Below are 16,357 nucleotides of genomic sequence, written 5' to 3'. Positions count from 1 at the left end.
CAAATGAGCCTCTGATGAAAAAAACGCCCTCACCGACGATCGAGGAAAGCCTGCTGTTTCGCGATGCTGTCAAAGGTACCCGGAAAATTAAGCAAGATACCATAAGGGCCGACCTGCGCCCGGTCAAGCAGAAACGCGAACTGCGGGAAAGCCGCGAAAAGCTTGGGGTTGGCCACTTTTTCAGCGACGAGTACCAGCCCCATCTCGATGAGGATGGCCCGACCCGTTACGTGCGTGACGATGTGTCAAAATTCGAGCTGAAAAAGCTCAAACGCGGCATCTATCCGCCGGAGATTTATCTGGATCTGCACGGCATGAACCAGAATCAGGCAAAACAGGAGCTGGCCGCCCTGCTCACCCTCTGCCAGAAAGAGAACATCCATGTCGCCTCCGTGATGCACGGTATCGGCAAACACATCCTCAAGCAGCGGATCCCGAGCTGGCTGGCCCAGCACCCCAATGTGCGCGCCTTCCATCAAGCCCCCCGTGAATGGGGCGGCGACAGCGCCATTCTGGTGCTGCTGGACATAGAGGAATAGCGCTCGCTTCTCGACGAGCTGCCGTTGCCGTCTTGGTGACGTCAGCAAGGCACCCGGCTCCACCTTCACACCAAAGCTCCATATGCCTCCCGCAACGAGTAAATCGGCAGCACTATACTGAATATCAATGTGTTATTCGCCATGGAGGTTGCATGTTTACAAAGGGTTCTCATGCCGAGATCAAATCATCTCTCGATGCCATCGGTGCGGCGGTGGCGGTGTTTTCCCTGGATGCGGATGATCGCTTCATCCTGGTCTCGGCCAACGATACCTTTGCCCAGGCATTCGAGCTGGATGTGCCGGGCACCATAGGCAAACGACTCAACGAGATGTTTCCCCGCTACATCACCGGCAGCATAGAGCAGCCGATGCATGATTGTGTCAGCCAGCAAACAGGGCTGGAGAGCGAGCTCCCCATCGATACCCTGTCGCGTACCAGCTGGTGGCGTTTCATCCTCTCCCCCATCATCATTCCCGAACAGTCCCGGATCACCCGCATCATTGTCACCGCCATCGACATCACGGCCAAAAAGCAGTTGGAAGATGCACTCAAAATGAGTCGAAAGCGTTTCGAAGCCGTGGTGCATTCGGCCTATGACGGCATCATCAGCGTCAGCAGCGAATCCCGTATCGAGCTCATCAATACCGCTGCCTGCGAGATGTTCGGGGTCGATGAGAGCTATGTGGGCAAACGGCTGGAAACCCTGTTGCCCCTGCGCTTTCGCTCCAACCACGAGAGCTATTTCAGAGCCTTCAGCAACTCCCCCATCAACTCGCGCCCCATGCACGCCCGTGCCTCCGTCATGGGTCTGCGCCGCGATGGCAGCGAATTTCCGCTGGAAGTGACCATCGCCAAGATCAATCTGGGCCAAATCACTGAGATGACCGCCATACTACGGGACATTTCGGAGCGGGCCCGTCTGGTGGAAGAGCTGAAAGTGGCGGCTACCACGGATCCCCTGACCGGGATCGCCAACCGGCGCCGCTTCGATGAGCTGGTCAAGCAGGAAGTGCAGCGCTGCCAGCGTTTCGGCCATACCATGAGTCTGCTGCTGCTCGACATCGATCACTTCAAGCAAGTCAACGACACGCACGGCCATCAACAAGGGGATCAGGCGATCCTCAGTCAGGTGCGGCGTATTGCCAAGCAACTGCGGGAGGTGGACATACTGGGCCGCTGGGGTGGCGAGGAGTTCATCATCTTGCTGCCGGAAACCTCGCTGGATCTGGCCTGGGCCAGTGCAGAGCGGATCCGGCTAGCCATAGCGTCAGAGAGCCACCCTCTGGACGCCGACATCGAGATCCCGCTTACCGTCAGTATCGGCATCAGCGCCAGTCAAGGCCCACAAGATAACGTCGACAACATGGTGCGCCGGGCCGATACAGCGCTCTATCTGGCCAAAAAGCAGGGGCGAAACTGCTGCATCAAAGAGGCAACTGAGCAGCCGTAAGCCGGAATGTGACCACACCAAAAACTCGACCTGAATGATGTTGAATTCAGGTCTGACGCAGCAGCACAGCAAACCGGACCTTGTCCCGCCCACCACTGGATAGGATCAGCCCACCTGCCTGCACCCCATACGCTTTTTGCAACAAGGGTTGATGCGCAGCTCTTGGCAGATGAAACAGTGAATCCCAGATAACCACCCCATCGAAAGGCCCTGCGGGTTGATCATTTTCAATACCTGCCTCGATCCAGACCTGCTCAGGGAAGTCCTGCCGAGCCTGCACCAATGAGGTGGCTGAGTGATCCGCACCCGGCACGTCATAACACATGAGCTGATCAAGAAGGCGACATCATGGCTTGGGCGCAAACTGCTCGAACACCTGCTGGCCGGTCAGGGTGGGCGTCTCGTTCTTCAACTCGTAAAAGTCAGGCTTCTCATCGATGAAGATCTGGCTCGCCAGCTTAAAATCGTTCCTCTGGAAGAGGCCGGCCGGCACTATGTACTCATCCGTCGGTAGCAGATGATAGAAGAGGTGAGTGCCGCAGGTGGGGCAAAATCCGCGCTCCGCCCACTCCGATGATCGATAGGCGACAGGGGCGATCCCGGTGAAGCGCACGTCCGCACCGCAATGCACCGCAAACAGCGGTCCACCCGACCAGCGCCGGCAGGTGGTGCAGTGGCAGAGATTGACCTCCTGGTGATCTCCGGTCGACACAACGATGCCACCGCACAAACAATGTCCTTGCATAACGCCTCCCTAACAAGATGGATCCAAGCCGTTCTTCGGCCAGATTTCGCATCAGATGAGTACCATGTCTGTCACGCCCTCGCCATTAACTGCCTCACAAAACGTGGCACGGATCCGGCATGTTCACCGCATCTGGGGTGGCGGCGCCTCTATCTGTCTACCAAAGAGGGACACGCTCGCCACTTCCTGCTCTTCACCCATACTTCCGCAAACATTTCTTGAAGCACACTTATCCAGTGTCCTGAATGCAATCCGCCATTCAGCCATTGCATCAGCGCCTGGCAGTTTCCTGCAGGGCGATCCGGTTGCCCTCGAGATCCTGGAATTCCGCCACCCTGATGGTGTCGCCAACCCGGGTAACGGGATACAGACGTTGGGCACCGGCCAGCAAGGCGCTCGCCATCACCTGCTCGATATCGGCCACCGCCAGATAAATCCGCGTACCATCCAGGCTCGGAACATACGTCTCTCCCCTGACCAGCGCACCGGAACACCCCTCCCCCCCTTCCGAGAGCGGGAATAACGCCATTTCGTTGCCATCTATCTCAGCTCGCTCGAACGTGATGCCAAATACGCGAGAGTAGAACCCGATGGCTCGTGTCATATCTGTCACCGGAATTTCAAAATGCATGGCGATATTCATTGTGTCCCCCTCCTTGTTTATCCCGTTTCTGCCAGCGCATCATCAATCTAGTGTCTAGAGCCCATCACCAAACAGGAAAATGGCGTCCCGCCAGACATATAGTCACGACACGAAACAACCATAATATGCTGGGTATGAACAGAGGATAAATGAACAGTCACCATCAGATGATGGTTATATCTTGATAAACAGGATATGCAAGCATGGTAATGCATCTCCCTCCCGGATGAATAAATGGCCTCTATATCGAAAGGAGGGAGGCAATATGCCTCCCCCTTGCCGTCCAACCAGATATATAAAGGATCCCTTGTATTGCTATCGTTAGCTCCAGTGACGGAGCCGAGCCCTCATTACTTGGCTGGCACCAGCGCCCAGGGATCGCCCTTGCCGGGTTCATTACCCTGAGTCCACCATTTGGCCTGATAAACAGCACCCTTATGACTGACCTTGGCCCCCGCCGTATAAACCTTGGTGATATCCCAGGCAGCATGGCCGTCAACGGGCGGGTCAACCGGATCGACCGGTGCGGGATCGAGCTTGGCGACAATACGCACTTTCGGCCAGTTGGCATGGGAGCCGTAAAAGTTGGTCACACACTTCTCGTAGTCTCCCGGCACCAGGGCCGAATAGGCGGTCTGAAAACCCACCAGCTCACATTCGAAGGAGTAACCGCCGGGTCTGTCCGGGTAGTACTTCCAGTTGCCATCCCAGTTGGTATAAAGCACATCGGTGGCACCGTTCAGATTCAGGCTGCCGTAGGGGGTCTGCTGCCAGCAGGTGTTCTTCTCGTCGGCCTTGACGGGGATCTGGTAATGCTCGGCCAACCCCTCCCAATAACGGATCCGGTTGACCGGCTGGCCCTTGTCCTTGTTCTGTTCACCACACTCTATGCCGCCATTGATGACGTTGATAGTAGTGCCAAAACCATAGCCGATACCGGCCGCTATCTCGCGCTGGGAGGGCACCCAGGTGCGGTCAATCACATGCAGCATGGCAGGTTTGGGCGCCTGGGGGGTGAGGAAAAACCAGATGGCGGACGCCAGGTTCAACCAGGAGTCGGCCACCAGCCCCGGGCTGTTGAGCAGCACAGAGGCATCGCCGTCAAACATCGCCTCGGAGAAGGCGCCGTAATTGAAGTGATAAGAGAGCTGCTTTGCGCCGCGACCGAAATAGCCCTGCCCTGTGCTGCAGGGCCACTTCTTGTTCTGCCAGTCATTTTGCCCACACCCAGTGGTGTAACCCGCCTGCCCCTCTGACCAGCCCATTTCACGCACATGCACCAGTGCCTGTTGCCACTCCTCGAGCGCCAGCGGATTATCAGAAATATTGTCTTTGCTGATATGACCACCCGTCTCCTGGGAAAAATGGGCAAAGGCGGTCACTATGGATTTTTTGCAGATGGCATCCGAATCCCGGCCATCGGTATATTCACCACAAAAAGCAGGGAATTTACCTATGGCCCGCAAGAATCGTTCATAAGTATATTCCGGCGCCGCCATCTGGGTTAAATATTCCCAGTCAGACTCCGTGAACACCCGCTCGACCCGCTTGACGTTATCCGGATTGCTGGCCGCTCTTGGCATGATGGCATCGACAATATTATTGGGCCGAGTTGCCAATGCTTTTGACCAGACACCATACATGGGATTGGCAGTTTTGCTTTTTTCAACGACGGCCAATTCTGGCGCAGCAATCACATATCCACCGGCATTTTGTGGATCTGGCTGAATATTCATGGCGGCATAACTTGGCAATGCACAGGCAGCAGCAACTAACCAGGCTGAGTGCTTGGGTTTGAACATGGGGTACAGTCCTTGTCTCGGAAAAGTTCATCCCGAGAATAGGCCTTTTTATAACTAAATTCTCATCAAAAATTAAGAAATAAAACGATTCTGTGAGCCATTTCACTTAGTGGCCGTGGGCCATGAAAAGCATATAAAAAGAGAGACTGAATGTCGGCCTGATACGTGGGCATACCACTGGTATGTCGAAACAGGATAGAGGAAGACAGGAGCGGCATGATAATCGCCCTGCCTCACCCTCTTATCCTGGCCACTGGCCATGACAATGACTTGTCTGATTATCCCCGGATTGCCCCGCTGGCCGCAGGGTAATCCGGGGCACGCCACTCACAGGTTCATGCGAGCGAGGATCGCACGGCACGGATCAAAACATTGCGCGGCGTCATGGGCTTGTCGCAGAACTCTCCCACTTCCACCCGGTAGCCATGCTCTTGCAGGAAGAGCGCCCGATCGAGCACCAACCAGATCTCGAGCGGACGACGAAACAGATGGCGCACCAGCTCCATGCGAGCGACATCGCCATAACGCGCCTCCCCCTGCGCCAGAAAAGCGGCAAGATCCATCCCCGCAGGCAGGGCTATCCCCTTGCGCTCGGCCGCCCATTCACAAAACGCTTCGAAGCTGCCGGTGAGCAGACTTTTTTGCATATTGGGTACCGGCAGGTATTCGTTCACCCCGCGCACCTGGCGTTGCAGGCAGTCAAACCCGAGCCGCCATACCACCTCCTGCTCGCGCAGACGGGAGATGCGCGCACCTGCAGTGACCGTTTCCTGCAGCGGCAGCCGCAGATCCGCCTTGGCAAGCGCAAGCGCGCTGGCCTTGGCAGCAGCAGACAAGGGGCGATAGTGGGTGCCGCGGATCAGGTGATAGCAACATGGGGAGATGGTCACTCCCTGGGCACCACGTTCTGCCACCAGCGACAACAGATGGGTGTGCAGCTCGCCACAGGCGTGCAGCGCCATGGCGTGGTGATCCGTGACGAGCAACTGGCCGGCATCAGCCGCAAAGGCATCCGCCTGCACGAAATGCATGCGAGCCCCGTCGCGGGCCGCCAGTCGACGGCCCTCTTCACAAAGCGGGCCTTGCAGCTCCAGGCTCAGGATCTCTGCCTGCCGATGCAGGGAGACCAGCCGCCCCAGATGGCCCTTGCCTGCGCACCACTCCAGATAGGGGCCTTGATGGGGTGGCAGGCAGCCGGTAAAGGCTTCTATCTGCGCCTGCTTGCGACCCGGCATGTGCAGCGCCATCTCCTTGGCGCACTGGATGGACTCCGGGGTAAATAGCGCAAGTTCACTCAAGGCGTGCAGCGTCTCCCCCGCCGGGATCCAGGGGGCGAGCAGGTCGCACAGGGCCCCCATGTCATCATCGAGCCGATTGATCTGCTCGAGGGGCATGGCGTTGAGCTGTGCGGCCAGCGCGGGAGCCTCGTCGGCAAAAGCCAGGTTCAGGTGATGATAGGGTTGGTATTGCCACCAGCGCCGGGTCTCGGTCAGCAATCTATCCAGTTGTTGAAAACGTTGAGCCAGCACGCTTGCCCCTGCCTTGCAGTCAAAAAAGAGGCTCATTTTAGCGATCCCTTCCCAAAAAGCACTCGCCAATGCGGATCGGCCGCCATGAGACCGGGCTTGAGCCTGACCGGCGGTCATTAACCCTGGCCTTGCCCCGGCAGGCAACTATAAGCACAGGCGTCAACCAGGCAAACAACCCGGAGCCCGGGCGTTGGCCTGACAAAGAGAGGGGTTTTATGCTATATTCCGCCCCCTCTTTACCCTGGTTCGCTCAAGGCGGGCCATTTTACCAACATGAATGGAACCAAAACATGACCATCAATGCCATCCTGCAAGCGCGCGCAGGCGCCAAGTGTGAACTGTGCGGCGCCGAACAGGCACTGACTGCCTTCGCTGTGCCCCACTCACCGGCCAGCGATGATGATCACAGCCTTGCCCTGTGTGATACCTGCCGTGGCCAGCTGGAACAGCCGGACACCACAGTGGTCAATCACTGGCGTTGCCTGGGCGACAGCATGTGGAGCCAGGTTCCTGCCGTGCAGGTCATGGCGTGGCGTCAGCTGAAAGCCCTGTCCGGCCAGGGCGAAGTGTGGGCGCAGGACATGCTGGACATGATGTACATGGAAGACGAGACCAAGGCCTGGGCCGAAGCTGGCCAGGCTGGCGACGATGACGACAGCGTACCGACCCTGGATTCCAACGGCGCCGTGCTGGTCGAAGGGGACTCTGTTACCTTGATCAAGGATCTGGACGTCAAGGGCGGCGGCTTCACCGCCAAGCGCGGCACCCTGGTCAAGGGCATCCGCCTGACCAACAACCCGCTGCACATCGAAGGCAAGGTCAACGGCGTACAGATAGTGCTGGTCGCCGCCTACCTGAAAAAGGCCTGACTCCTCGGCTTGAGGATCTAGCCGATCGCAGTCACATCCCGTGCAAGCCACCCTAGCGGGATAGCAATACAAAAAGACCCCCCTCATGCCATTGAGGGGGGTCTTTTGTTATCCGGGGCAACAGGCCACCACTTTCATCCTGCTCGGGCCATTAGGCAGAGCATGATTCAGGTTTCCGACAAGCGTTACCCGTAGAAACGCTGCTGCTCCGCAGCCATTGCCTTGAGGCGATCGCAGGGGGCAAATCGGTCGCCATAGCGTTTCTGGTAGTGCTCGAGACGCTCCACCAGATGGTCGATACCGAGGGTGTCCATGTAACGGAACGGGCCACCGAGGAAGGGCGGGAAGCCGATGCCGAAGATGGCACCAATGTCGCCATCTCGCGCCGAGGCTACCACACCGCTGTCCAGCGCCATGGCTGCTTCATTGAGCATCATTAGCACGCAGCGCTCGGCAATTTCCATCCTGGATTGCTTGGGCGCAGGCTTGACCCCGAGCACGGCGTAAACGCTCTCATCGACCTTTTTCTTGCCCTCTTTGCCGGTAAGCCGATTACGTGGTGCAGCCTTGCCATAGAGGTAGAAACCCTTGCCGTTCTTGCGGCCTTTGCGATCGTCTTGCAGCAGCTTGTCGAACGCCTTGGGTGCCTGGAACTGCTCGCCACCCAGCTCTTTCTCGAGGATGGGGGAGATCTTGGCCCCCACGTCTATCCCCACCTCATCGAGCAGGGTAATGGGGCCGACCGGGAAGCCGAAGTCCAGCAGGGCACTGTCCAGCACCTCCACCGGCTCCCCTTCCAGCACAAGGCGGGCCGCCTCGTTCATATAGGGCGCCAGGATGCGGTTGACGTAGAAACCGGCCTCGTCTTTCACCACTATCGGGGTCTTGCCCTGGGCACGGGCAAACGCCAGCGTGGTGGCCACCGTCTCGGCGCTGGTGCCGACGTGGGGGATGATCTCGGCCAGCGGCATTTTGTCCACCGGACTGAAATAGTGCAGCCCCACGATCCGCTCCGGGTGCGCCGCTTCTGCCGCTATCTGATGGATTGGCAGGGAGGAGGTGTTGGAGGCAAACACAGTGTGTTCACCGCACTCGCGCTCCACCTCTTTCACCATCTGGTGTTTGAGGGCGAGATCTTCAAACACCGCCTCCACCACCATGTCTACCCGATGGAACCCGGAGTAATCCAGGGTGCCGGAGAGCAGGCTCATCTGTTTTTCCAGCTCGCTGCGCAGAATGTGACGACGCTTGAGCTTCTTGGCCAGAATGTCGTAGCTATAGCGCATGGCATTGCCAATACCGGCGCTCGCCACATCCTTGATCCGCACCGGCACCCCCGCCTTGGTGGCGGTGACGAAGGCGATACCGCCCCCCATCAGGCCCCCGCCCAGCACGGCAGCATGGGTGACCTTGCGTGGCTCGGCACCCTGATAGGTGACCTCTTTCTTCATCTCGGTAGTGGCAAAGAAGAGGGAGCGCAGGGCAGCGGATTCTGCCGTCATCACCAGCTCGCCAAAGTGGCGGGATTCAGCGGCAAGACCGGCCTGCATCCCTTCTTCCACGCCGATGCGCACCACCTCCAGGATCCGCTCCGGCGCCGGATAGTTGCCGCGAGTTTTGCTCATGACGCCTTTGCGTGCCTGATCGAACAGCACCTTGCGACCCAGCGCATTGGTCTCCAGCACCTTGCCTTGCAGATCCCGTTTCAACTGATGGCGGGGCTTGCCCTGCTTGGCCAACTTGATGGCAGCCTCAAGCAGGATAGAAGGCGGCACCACATCGTCCACCAACCCCAATTTCTTGGCCTGTTTGGCCCGCACCTGCTTGCCGGTCAGCATCAGATCCAGTGCCTTGGCCACGCCGATGAGGCGCGGCAAACGCTGGGTCCCGCCAGAACCCGGCAGCAGGCCGAGCTGTACTTCCGGCAATCCCAGCACGGTTTTGCCGTGGTCGGTCACCACACGGCCATGGCAGGCCAGTGCCAGCTCCAGCCCGCCACCGAGGCAGGGGCCGTGAATGGCTGCGATCACCGGAATGGCCAGCGACTCGATCTCCGCGAAGATGATCTGCCCTTCGCGAGAGAGGGTCTGGGCATCCTCGGCACTGGTACAAGCCGCCAGCATGCTGATGTCGGCACCGGCGATGAAGGAGTCCTTCTTGCCGGAGACCACCACCAACCCGATCAGCTCCTTGTTGGCCTTTACCTCGGCCAGCACGGCACGGATCTCGTCCACGAAGGCGGCCTTCAGGGTATTCATGCTCTCGCCCGGTACGTCCATGGTGAGGATACCGATGCCATCCTGACGTACCGTCAGGGAAAAAGTCTTCGCACTCATCATTCCACCTCCAACACCATGGCCACACCGAGCCCGCCCGCCGCACAGGCGGTATTGAGCCCCAATCCCCCACCCCGACGACGCAACTCATGAAGCGTCTGGGTGATCATGCGCGCACCGGTCGCGGCAAAAGGATGACCGTAGGCCAGGGAGCCACCGAGGACGTTGAACTTGTCCATGTCCACTTCACCTATGGCTTGGCTGCGCCCCAACTTGTCACGGGCAAACTCTGCGCTCGCAAACATCTTGAGGTTGGCCAGGGTCTGGGCGGCAAAGGCTTCGTGCATGTCGATCAGGGTCAGATCCGCGAGTGTGATGCCAGCGCGCTCCAGCGCCAGCGGCGTCGCATAGGAGGGACCCATCAGCATGTCTTGCCAAACGTCGATGGCGGAAAACGCGAAGCTGCGAATATAGCCGAGCGGCTCCAGCCCCAGCTCTTTTGCTCGCCCTTCCCGCATCAACAGCACGGCGGCGGCACCGTCGGTCAGCGGGGTGGCGTTGGCGGCAGTGACTGTGCCATGGACCCGGTCAAACACGGGTTTGAGCTTGGCGTAGCTCGCCAAATCCGAGCTCTCGCGGATGTTGTTGTCCCGCTCCAGCGGCGACTTGTAGGGGGGCACGTGGGCGGTGAACACCTCGCCGCTCAGCTTGCCATCGGCCCAGGCTTGCGCCGCCAGGGTGTGGGAGCGATGGGCCAGCGCATCTTGCGCCTCGCGGCTGATCTGGTGGCTCTTGGCCATCTGCTCGGCGGTCTGTCCCATGGAGAGGCCGGTGGAGTATTCAGCCACGGCGGGGGGAACCGGCATCAGGTCCTTGAGTCGCAGTGCACGCAAAATATTGAAGCGCTGCTGCAGATTGCGCGCCTTGTTGAGATCCACCAGGGCGCGGGCCAGCTTCTTGCTGACCCCGATGGGCAGTACGGAAGAGGAGTCGGCACCACCGGCAATGGCGATGTCGACCGTGCCGGCCATGATGGATTCAGTGACGTTGGCCACTGCCTGGAAACTGGTGGCGCAGGCACGAGACACGCTATAGGCATCCGTGGTGACGCTCATGCCGGTACCGAGCACGATTTCGCGGGCTATGTTGGGCGCTTCCGGCATCTGCACCACCTGGCCGAACACCAGCTGGTCGATAAGCTTGGGATCGAGGCTGGTACGGGCGAGCAGTTCACTCACCACCAGCTTGCCAAGATCCACCGCAGGCACGCCGTGAAAGGCGGTGGCCTGTTTGGCAAAAGGGGTACGCAGACCCGCCACGACGGCAATCCGTTCGCCCTGGCGAGTCGTCAGTTTCAATGGCTGTTTCATCCTGGCTCCTTGGGTTAAAAGGCAGAGGTCTGACCTCATTGGGCCACATCTTAACAATCCACTCACAAATTTCATACGGCTGATTGAAACTAAATTGCCGTCATCTTGGCCCCCTCCCTCGCCCTCTTGGAACAACTGGAGTATAAAAAGAACAACGTCCATAAAAACAACGGGTTCATCCCATGGCAGCGGCCGAGTTCAGACAACTGAGAGACTATCTGGCAAGCCAGATCCTGGGACAGGGCGCCCTCATAGAGGGGCTGCTGATCGCCCTGCTATGTGAAGGACATGTGTTAATCGAGGGGGCGCCCGGTCTTGCCAAAACCCGCGCCGTCAAGGCACTGGCCAGTGCGGTGGAGGGGCGCTTCGCCCGTATCCAGTTTACCCCCGATCTGCTGCCTGCCGATCTCACCGGCAGCGAGGTGTTTCACCCGCAAGATGCCAGCTTCGTGTTCCAGCCCGGCCCCCTGTTCAATCACCTGGTGCTGGCCGATGAAATCAACCGGGCTCCCGCCAAGGTGCAATCCGCGTTGCTGGAGGCGATGGCCGAGCACCAGATAACGGTAGGCAAGAAGAGCTGGCGCCTGCCGCCGCTGTTCATGGTCGCAGCGACCCAGAACCCCATCGAACAGGAGGGGACCTATCCGTTGCCGGAGGCCCAGCTCGACCGCTTCTTGCTTAAATTGATGGTGGATTACCCGAGCCCCGCCATGGAGCTCGCCATCTTGCAGCTCAACGCCCGGGGCGAGCAACTAGCCCCCCCGCCAGTGACCCTGAGTCAGGCCGATCTGCTGGCAGCCCGCACCGGCGTTCAAGAGGTACAGATGCAGGGGCGGCTCGAGCACTATCTGGTGCAACTGGTGTGCGCGACTCGCCCGGGTAGCGGCCTGTGCCCCGAGCTTGAACCCTTCATTGCCGTCGGTGCCAGCCCCAGGGCCAGCATAGGCCTGGCCCGCGCCGCCCGCGCCCAGGCCTGGCTCGACGGACGGGATTTCGTGCTGCCGGAGGACATACAGCAACTGGCCCCCGCCATACTGCGCCACCGCCTCATTCCCAGTTATCAGGCACTGGCCGACAATCTTGATAACGACACCCTGATAGCCCGGCTACTGGACGCGATACCATGCCCCTAGCAACCCCATGCCCATGACCAGACCGGACGAGCCCCGCGCACACCCAGATATTGCCCTCACCCTGGCCCAGTTGCTGGCCATCAGGCTGTGGGCGAGACAGGGGCCGAGGGCGCGTGTCCAACCGGCTCAGCAGGGCAGGCTTGGCCGCATGCCGGGGCTCACCTTTCGCGAGCTGCGCGCCTATCAGGCGGGGGATGAGGTGCGCCACATCGACTGGCGGGTCACAGCCCGGCTGGGGCGCCCCTACACCCGACTCTACAGCGAGGAGCAAGATCAGGCCCACTGGCTGCTGATTGATCTCTCCCCTGCCATGTACTTTGGCTCACGGATACAACTCAAGGCCCGACTGGGCTGCGAGCTGGCCGCGGCCCTGCTGTGGCAGGGAGAGAAACAGGCCAATACCCTGATCTGCCACGGCGCCGAGCTTCATATCCACCCCCAGCGGGGCTCTCTGGTGCCCTTGCTTGAAGCGCTTTGCCATCACTATGACGAGGGGCTGAATCGCACGCCGTTGCAATCGCAATCCCTGGCCCGGACGCTGGCGCGACTCAGCCTGCCTCACGGCGCCAGATTGACACTGATCACCGACCACCAACCCTGCGATGAGTCGCTCAGCCAGCAGTTGCAACTGCTCGGGCGGCGCCACGACATCCACTGCTGGCAGATCCGGGATCCGCTGGAGGCGAGCCTGCCAAGCCAGGGACGGCTGGCCGTGCAGGCAGTCAGGCAGAACGGCTGGCTCGATGCCACTGAGCCTGGCTTTGCTCATCGCTACCAGCTGGCTGCCGAACGTCTGGCCAGCCAGTGCCACCAGCAATTACTGCCGCTGGTACAACGCCTCTACCGGCTCGACAACGGCCAGTCGCTGCAACAGCAGTGGCAGGAGGGTGCATGTCGTCTGTTTTGAGCATGCTGCTCGCCAGCGCATCCACTGCCGTGGCCACAATCCCGCCCCTCTCACCTCTGGCGGCGCAACTGCGTGACATACACCCGGGCCCCATGCTGGTTGCAGCATCAGATCCCCGTATTCAGGGCTGGTGGGGGCTGCTGATCACTCTTCTGATTGCCGTGCTGATCTGCATGACGCTGAAAAACCTTGGACGCTATCGCCGCTGGCAGCGACAAATTGACTGGGAGGCGCCGGATCTGGTGCCCCGATTGCAAACCGTGCTGCGCGAAGCAGCCCTGCGCCGCTGGCCCGAGGTGCGTACCTTGCAAGGGGATGCCTGGCTCGTGTTTCTGGACAGCAAAGGGGGCTGCAGCTTCAGGGAATTTGCCCTCCAGTGGCCCCAATGGCTCTATGGCCAGGGGGCGCCAAACGCAAGGCAACTCAAGGCACTGCGCTGCGCCTACCTGAGTTGGGGGCGAGCCTGCATCTGGCTGCCATCCGGGATGGCCGTCTTGCTCAACTGCTGGCAGCAAGGTGTCAAGCACCTGCGTGACCGGAGGCCATCATGATCCTCGCCTGGCCCTGGTTTGCGCTGGCGTTGGTGCTGCCATTGCTGGTGCGCTTCGGCCTGCCGCCACTCTCTGCTAACAAACAAAACCGAACCCTGCTGTTGCACGACGGCTTTCCCCTGCTGCGGCCCCATGCCGGCCGGCCACTCTGGCGGATGACGCTGTGCTGGTGCGCCCTGGTGCTGGCCCTGTGCCGTCCTCAATGGCAGGAGCCCCCCCTGGTCACTTACCAGAGCAGCCGGGATCTCATTTTGGCGGTAGACCTTTCCGACAGCATGCGTACCCAGGACATGCTGGATGAGGGGGAGCAGCGGGACAGGCTCAGCGCGGTGCGCCAGCAGATAAGCCGACTGATCGAGACGCGCCCCGGCGATCGCATCGCCCTTGTTGTGTTCGCCGATCACGCTTACCTGCTCTCCCCCCTGACCCAGGAGACCAAGGCCCTGCTGACCTTGACCCGTGAGCTCGATTTTGATCTGGTTGGCCGTACCACTGCGCTGGGAGAAGCCATACTGCTGGCTCGTCAGCATGCAGATCCCAAACGCCCCACCGCCCTGCTGCTGGTCACAGATGGCCGCAACACGGCGGGCAGCGCCGATCCCCTGAGTGAGGCCCGGCGGGCTGCCGCCAGCGGCATGACCCTCTACACCCTGGGGGTGGGTGCAGACCCCGATACCTTCGTCGACGCGCTGCAACCGGCACAAAGCGACCCCAGTGCAGAGCTGGACGAGGCCCTGCTGCAACAGCTGGCCAAGGTGGGTCAGGGCCGCTATTTCCGCGCCAGGACCCAGGGCGATCTCGATGCCATCAACCAGACCCTGGATACCCTGGAGCCTGCCGCCACGGCCCGAACCCGCTATCTGCCGAACCGGGAGCTCTATCCCTGGCCCCTGGCACTCGCCTGGCTGTTGCTGATGTGGCCTGACCGTCTGCATTGGCCCCGCCTGCTGCGTTTGCGCCCCCAACTGCAACGGGGAGACGCCCATGATTGATCGCCATGGCCCCGGATGGCCATCATGGAGCTGATACTGCTACGCCCGCTCTGGCTGCTGGCCCTGTTGCCCTGGTTGTGGCAGGGCTGGCGTCGTCGCAAACAGGCTCCTCTGCTTGCTCCCGCCATGCAGGCCTACCTGCTGCCGGGACGCCACCGCCCCCGTCCCTGGCTCTGGCTGGCCTGTCTGCCCGTCATACTGGCTTTGAGTGGCCCCACCCTGCGCCAGCAGAGCCAGTCCATTGCATCCCCCGCCCTCGACATCTGGTTGCTGGATCTCTCCCGCTCCATGCTGGCCACCGATCTGCTGCCGGACCGGGCAACCCGGGTGCGCCTGCTGCTGCAAGATATGCTGGCCGAGGCCCTCCCGAACAAAGAGGGGCGCCCCATCGCCCTTATTCTGTTTGCCGGTGATGCCTACCTCGCCATGCCTGCCACCCGGGATCATCAGGCCATAGCGCTGCTGTTGCCCGACCTGCGTCCGGCCATCATGCCCAAACAGGGGAGTGCCCCTGAGCGCGCCGTGGCGCTGGCCCTCAGCCAGATAGCCCCAGGCCAGCGTGCACGACTGCTGCTGATCAGCGACGGCCTCTCGGCAAGACAGGCTGACCGGATCCGCGCACTCTGGCCCTGCCAGGACGAGCTGTTTTGCCATGAAGGTGCAGCGCCACGCCTGGATATATTGCTCGCCAGCGGCGGCAAGGCCAGCCGGTTGCCCCCCGCCTCCGGTGAAGTGCAGGGCTTTGGTGCAGCGCTCGGCCGCGAGCTGCCAGCCCCCGATGTGACGGTCATGCAACAGCTTGCACGCGAGCTGGGTGGCCAGTTGCAGTGGTTGCAGGCGGGGCTTCCACGCTTTGCACCGCTCCCCATGACCCAGACATTGACGGCCAATCAGTCGCAGGATCTCGGCCCCTGGTTGTTGCTGCCCCTGCTGCCATTGGCTCTGCTGGCCCGCGTCGGCACACTCTGGCTGCTGTTGCTGGGGACCGGATTTGGGATCCTCAACCCACAGCCCTTGCAGGCAGCTCCCACTGCCTCTTCCTCCGTGCAGGAGAGCCAGGCCTGGCAAGCCTATCAACAGGGACGCTATCTGGCTGCAGCACGCGACTTCAAGGATCCGCTCTGGCGTGGTAATGCCTGGTACAGAGCCGGCGACTATGCCCAGGCCGCCGCCGCCTATGCGAGTGCAACCAGTGCCACTGCTCACTACAACCGGGGCAACGCACTGGTGCAACTCGGTAACCTTGTCGCTGCCGAGCAAGCCTATCTGGCTGCGTTGGCGAAGGAGCCCAATCACGAGGATGCACGCTACAACCTTGCGCTGCTGCGGGCTCAGCCACCGCAAGCGACCCCACAGGCGCAGGATCCCGACCCCATAGACGCTCCCGAGCAAGCGGCCTCGCCGGACAGCCAGCTCCCCCCCTCGCCACCAGTGTTGCTGCTGGAGCAGCGGCTGCGCAAAGAGGCTCAGCGCCGTCAGTTGCTCAAGACAGAATGGGGCCAGGAGTACAAAGGAGAAGAGCCTTGGTAAAGAGCGCGCCTCTTCTTCGC

14 protein-coding genes are annotated in these 16,357 nt (G+C 60.7%); 8 read left to right on the top strand and 6 right to left on the bottom strand.

Annotation, left to right across the window (positions count from 1 at the left end; genetic code table 11):
- Nucleotides 1-14: 14 nt before the first annotated feature.
- Together smrB and GWQ27_RS06935 are read left to right on the top strand one after the other, a co-directional pair.
- Nucleotides 15-539, top strand: a complete 525-nt coding sequence (gene smrB, locus GWQ27_RS06940; RefSeq protein WP_005315464.1) for an endonuclease SmrB — start codon at nt 15-17, stop codon at nt 537-539.
- Nucleotides 540-691: 152 nt separating this feature from the next.
- Nucleotides 692-1,990, top strand: coding sequence for a diguanylate cyclase (locus GWQ27_RS06935; protein WP_275906989.1), 1,299 nt, complete (start codon nt 692-694; stop codon nt 1,988-1,990).
- A 346-nt stretch (nt 1,991-2,336) separates the two neighbouring features.
- On the opposite strand, the gene GWQ27_RS06930 is transcribed toward GWQ27_RS06935, so the two are convergent.
- The 4 genes from GWQ27_RS06930 to GWQ27_RS06915 form a co-directional block, all read right to left on the bottom strand.
- Complete coding sequence (locus tag GWQ27_RS06930) at nt 2,337-2,735, bottom strand: GFA family protein (protein WP_256688348.1); 399 nt, start codon at nt 2,733-2,735, stop codon at nt 2,337-2,339.
- Nucleotides 2,736-3,006: 271 nt separating this feature from the next.
- On the bottom strand, nt 3,007-3,378 hold the full coding sequence (locus GWQ27_RS06925) for a VOC family protein (protein WP_219589993.1): 372 nt from the start codon (nt 3,376-3,378) through the stop codon (nt 3,007-3,009).
- Nucleotides 3,379-3,728: 350 nt separating this feature from the next.
- Complete coding sequence (locus GWQ27_RS06920) at nt 3,729-5,180, bottom strand: chitinase (RefSeq protein WP_275906988.1); 1,452 nt, start codon at nt 5,178-5,180, stop codon at nt 3,729-3,731.
- 335 nt (nt 5,181-5,515) lie between these two features.
- Nucleotides 5,516-6,745, bottom strand: coding sequence for a methyltransferase (locus GWQ27_RS06915; protein ID WP_275906987.1), 1,230 nt, complete (start codon nt 6,743-6,745; stop codon nt 5,516-5,518).
- 254 nt (nt 6,746-6,999) lie between these two features.
- Between GWQ27_RS06915 and GWQ27_RS06910 the strand changes: the two genes are divergently transcribed.
- Nucleotides 7,000-7,578 (top strand): alkylphosphonate utilization protein, encoded by a 579-nt coding sequence (locus tag GWQ27_RS06910; protein WP_017412092.1) that lies wholly within the window; start codon nt 7,000-7,002, stop codon nt 7,576-7,578.
- A gap of 185 nt (nt 7,579-7,763) precedes the next feature.
- Here the strand turns inward: GWQ27_RS06910 and fadJ are convergent, their stop codons facing one another.
- The gene (fadJ, locus tag GWQ27_RS06905; RefSeq protein WP_275906986.1) at nt 7,764-9,914 is read right to left on the bottom strand and encodes a fatty acid oxidation complex subunit alpha FadJ; all 2,151 of its coding nucleotides are present in this window, start codon (nt 9,912-9,914) and stop codon (nt 7,764-7,766) included.
- Nucleotides 9,914-11,224: an acetyl-CoA C-acyltransferase FadI gene (fadI, locus tag GWQ27_RS06900; RefSeq protein WP_005311309.1), complete on the bottom strand. Its 1,311-nt coding sequence runs from the start codon at nt 11,222-11,224 to the stop codon at nt 9,914-9,916. The genes fadJ and fadI overlap by 1 nt, the downstream gene beginning before the upstream one ends.
- Before the next feature lie 182 nt (nt 11,225-11,406).
- On the opposite strand from fadI, the gene GWQ27_RS06895 reads away from it, so the two are divergent.
- Genes GWQ27_RS06895 through GWQ27_RS06875 form a run of 5 tightly spaced genes read left to right on the top strand, consistent with a single transcriptional unit; the run spans nt 11,407 to nt 16,337 of the window.
- The gene (locus tag GWQ27_RS06895; RefSeq protein ID WP_275906985.1) at nt 11,407-12,357 is read left to right on the top strand and encodes a MoxR family ATPase; all 951 of its coding nucleotides are present in this window, start codon (nt 11,407-11,409) and stop codon (nt 12,355-12,357) included.
- Nucleotides 12,358-12,370: 13 nt separating this feature from the next.
- On the top strand, nt 12,371-13,264 hold the full coding sequence (locus GWQ27_RS06890; RefSeq protein WP_275906999.1) for a DUF58 domain-containing protein: 894 nt from the start codon (nt 12,371-12,373) through the stop codon (nt 13,262-13,264).
- The gene (locus tag GWQ27_RS06885; protein WP_275906984.1) at nt 13,249-13,815 is read left to right on the top strand and encodes a DUF4381 domain-containing protein; all 567 of its coding nucleotides are present in this window, start codon (nt 13,249-13,251) and stop codon (nt 13,813-13,815) included. The genes GWQ27_RS06890 and GWQ27_RS06885 overlap by 16 nt, the downstream gene beginning before the upstream one ends.
- The gene (locus GWQ27_RS06880; RefSeq protein WP_275906983.1) at nt 13,812-14,807 is read left to right on the top strand and encodes a VWA domain-containing protein; all 996 of its coding nucleotides are present in this window, start codon (nt 13,812-13,814) and stop codon (nt 14,805-14,807) included. The genes GWQ27_RS06885 and GWQ27_RS06880 overlap by 4 nt, the downstream gene beginning before the upstream one ends.
- Before the next feature lie 24 nt (nt 14,808-14,831).
- Nucleotides 14,832-16,337, top strand: a complete 1,506-nt coding sequence (locus GWQ27_RS06875; RefSeq protein ID WP_275906982.1) for a VWA domain-containing protein — start codon at nt 14,832-14,834, stop codon at nt 16,335-16,337.
- Nucleotides 16,338-16,357 lie beyond the last annotated feature (20 nt).

The organism is Aeromonas sp. 5HA1 (assembly GCF_029237245.1).
In the GTDB taxonomy this organism is placed as follows: Bacteria; Pseudomonadota; Gammaproteobacteria; order Enterobacterales; family Aeromonadaceae; genus Aeromonas; species Aeromonas salmonicida.
Note: the sequence above shows the minus strand (reverse complement) of the source record. Positions and strands in the feature narration are given on the sequence as shown.